Raw genomic sequence first — 2787 nt, forward strand, 5'->3', positions numbered from 1 at the left:
ATTCTTCACAACGCCATGCCTCACTAGGAAAGCCGCAAGTGGGCCTGCAGCTGTGCCAGTCGCCGCATCCTCCACGATTCCCACGGTCGGATTGAAAAATCTCGCGTGCGCGGTTGAGGTCGGCGAGACCGGCTCCAGGCAGTACAAATAGCAGCCTTCGCCGCCGACAGCCTTAAGAACCTTTGCCAGCTTTTGGCGATCCGGATGCGCTTGCGTAACAGACGACCGGTCGCGCACTGGCACCAACAGATGTCCGGCTCCAGTGGCAACCACCTGCGCCGGTAACGAATGGGAGAGGGCATCCGGTGTCAGGCCCAGAGCATCGGCCAGTGCGCCGATGTCCTTGCAGATATTTCCAAATTCTGGTGGCGACTGGGTCAGTACTACTGACTCGAGACGCGTCCCTTCTCGCCGGACTTCAACCGGAAGCAGATGTCCCCCGATCTCCTGGACGAAATGATTCTTGCCCTCCTTCAACGAAAGAACCCCGGTCTCCGCGAGCCACCACCACGCGCCCAAAGAATTATGACCGGCTCCGAAGACCTCATGTCCCACAGCCGTAAAGGACCGCAACCGCCAATCGGCAGACTTGTTCTGTGAGGGCATGATGAATGTCGTCTCCGCCTGATTCAGTTCACCGGCGATTCGCCTCATGGAAGCTTCATCAAGGGCGCCAGCATTCGGGATGATGGCTAACGGATTGCCGGTCAAGGGCTGTTCGGCAAAGACATCGACAAAAGCAAAAGGAGTATACATAATTTCCTCTCTGGCGGACTCGGAGTGCGAGATCGATATCCGATCCGAGGTTAAACCGCGGATTGCAATGGTGGTCAACGGCGACACGCCAGACGCGGCAAGACCGCAGAGTCGAAGGGAAAATTGCCGGCGGTTCATTTTGGTTCTCTCGCCTACCTTTCATGCATCCATATAAAAATGCGGCTCCAGATCTATCTTTACATTAAGATACTTCACATCGAGTTATTTTCCCGGAAAATATTGATAGTACTGACGAGGCGTATACCATGAAAGGGCCATGCACATAACGCGAAATTCGGGCAAGGACCATGTCGACACGATCCTTCAGCAATGGAAGCGCGAGCGCCCTGATCTGGATACCACGCCAATGGGAATCATCGGCCGTATCTCGCGCGCCGAGCGGCTCATTGATGAACAGATGAAAGCGGCCTGTGCGCAGTTTGATCTGGAGCGCTGGGGGTTCGATGTTCTGGCCACCCTCCGCCGATCGGGAAAGCCTTATCGGCTTACGCCTACGCAGCTCTATAGCTCCCTGATGCTGACATCAGGCGCAATGACCAACCGAATCGACCGCCTTGAAACAGCAGGCCTGGTGAAAAGGTCCCCAGACCCCGGCGACCGACGTGGAGTATTCGTGTGTCTCACGGAAGATGGGCGCAAACTGATAGACAAAGCCATTGCCCATCACATGGAAGTAGAGCAGACGATGCTGCGCTCCTTGTCTTCCAGCGATCGCACAAAGCTGGCAGGCCTGCTGCGTGCCGTTCTGCGAAATTTCGAGGGAACTACAGAACAGGAACCTTGATCCAACGCTTTACAACTTCACTTGGTTATTGCCTTCGCGTCGCTCCATGAGAGCTTTCTCGCTTGACTTGCATCTGGACCCCGATCATAATCTCATCCAATGCAACCCATACAGCAGTCCGAATGCATGATGCCTTCGCTATTGAAGCGCCTCGGGGCTGCGCACTTCTGGACTGCTGCCTGTTGCGGCTGATCTCTCTCCTCTTCCTATTCGTTTCACGCCGCTCTATTTGACCGCATCTGTTGATGCCCGTTCATACCTCGCCGCGTGAAGAGAGGTACCGGCTATAGGGCGACGCAACTCCCGATCCGGACTGAAGCAAAGCACCCCGGCAGATGTAACTTTCCAGAGGCCAAGAATGGATTTTCGCGTACGACAGCTCCAGTACTTTCTCGTTCTTGCTGAACACCTCAATTTCAATCGCGCCGCTCGCGAACTGCAGATCCCTCAACCTACGCTCTCATTCCAGATCAAATCACTGGAAACCGCGCTTGACGTTCGCCTCTTCGACCGCAATCAGCGTCACGTCAAACTTACGTCCAGCGGAATCCGATTGCGCCGCCATGCACGAACCATCCTGAAACAGGCGCATCGCGCCATCCTGGATATCCAGCACTGACAGCACTGTGACTTTCGAAATTAAGGTCAGGGCCGACCTAGTACGAATCGCGCCCTGAGCTTTTATGCTGAGCCGCTGGCGTCTTCAAAAGCTCAGGCGCCCGCCGAGCTGAATGATGCGCGAGAATCCCAACTGCCACCGTAATTGAACCAGTAGAGGTATTGGTAGATGAAGGCGTAGAAGTATGGGTGCCCGAAGCAAGATCCGTTTTGCTGAAGGTCAGCGTGGTATTGGGCCTTGCGAATTGGGGCGTATTGAACGCGTTGAGAGCCTCGGCGCGGAACTGCAGATTGACCCTGAGCGCTGCGATCACGGTTCGAAGTTGGTCGCGCCCGCGCCCTCTATATTTGACATCTTTTCGACGCTTTGCTATACCTTGCCCATGTCGCTCTCCGTCTCACGCAGACGTTGTTGTTCCAGCCACTAACGGCTGGATGAGTGATTGCTTGTTCATATCTTCTGAAACGCCCCGCTGAACTCATCCTGATATCCCGGTACCGGTGTCTGTACTGCACACAGATATCACAATGCCACGATGGAGTTCTCCCGATGCGTTTATCCCGTCTCTCAGAATTTGCGCTCGCTGTCGTTCTTTCTGCTCTTACGG

General features: G+C 55.0%; 4 protein-coding genes. 2 read left to right on the forward strand and 2 right to left on the reverse strand.

All coding sequences use genetic code 11. From position 1 onward, the window contains the following. On the reverse strand, positions 1-756 hold a 756-nt coding region (locus AB4043_RS21430), incomplete at its 3' end, for a PhzF family phenazine biosynthesis protein (RefSeq protein WP_442308028.1). A 277-nt stretch (positions 757-1033) separates the two neighbouring features. On the opposite strand from AB4043_RS21430, the gene AB4043_RS21435 reads away from it, so the two are divergent. Then, the gene (locus AB4043_RS21435) at positions 1034-1561 is read left to right on the forward strand and encodes a MarR family winged helix-turn-helix transcriptional regulator (RefSeq protein ID WP_442301829.1); all 528 of its coding nucleotides are present in this window, start codon (positions 1034-1036) and stop codon (positions 1559-1561) included. 358 nt (positions 1562-1919) lie between these two features. Continuing rightward, entirely contained in the window at positions 1920-2180 is a 261-nt protein-coding gene (locus AB4043_RS21440) for a LysR family transcriptional regulator (protein ID WP_442301830.1), read from the forward strand. Between the two features lie 37 nt (positions 2181-2217). Here the strand turns inward: AB4043_RS21440 and AB4043_RS21445 are convergent, their stop codons facing one another. Continuing rightward, positions 2218-2493, reverse strand: coding sequence for a hypothetical protein (locus tag AB4043_RS21445; RefSeq protein ID WP_442301831.1), 276 nt, complete (start codon positions 2491-2493; stop codon positions 2218-2220). Positions 2494-2787: the final 294 nt, after the last annotated feature.

The organism is Terriglobus sp. YAF25 (assembly GCF_052113305.1).
In the GTDB taxonomy this organism is placed as follows: domain Bacteria; phylum Acidobacteriota; class Terriglobia; order Terriglobales; family Acidobacteriaceae; genus Terriglobus.

What these genes read in the sequence shown, in the direction of transcription:
- AB4043_RS21435 (WP_442301829.1), top strand. Translation starts at nt 1,034, where the DNA reads ATGCACATAACGCGAAATTCGGGCAAGGACCATGTCGACACGATCCTT.
- AB4043_RS21440 (WP_442301830.1), top strand. Translation starts at nt 1,920, where the DNA reads ATGGATTTTCGCGTACGACAGCTCCAGTACTTTCTCGTTCTTGCTGAA.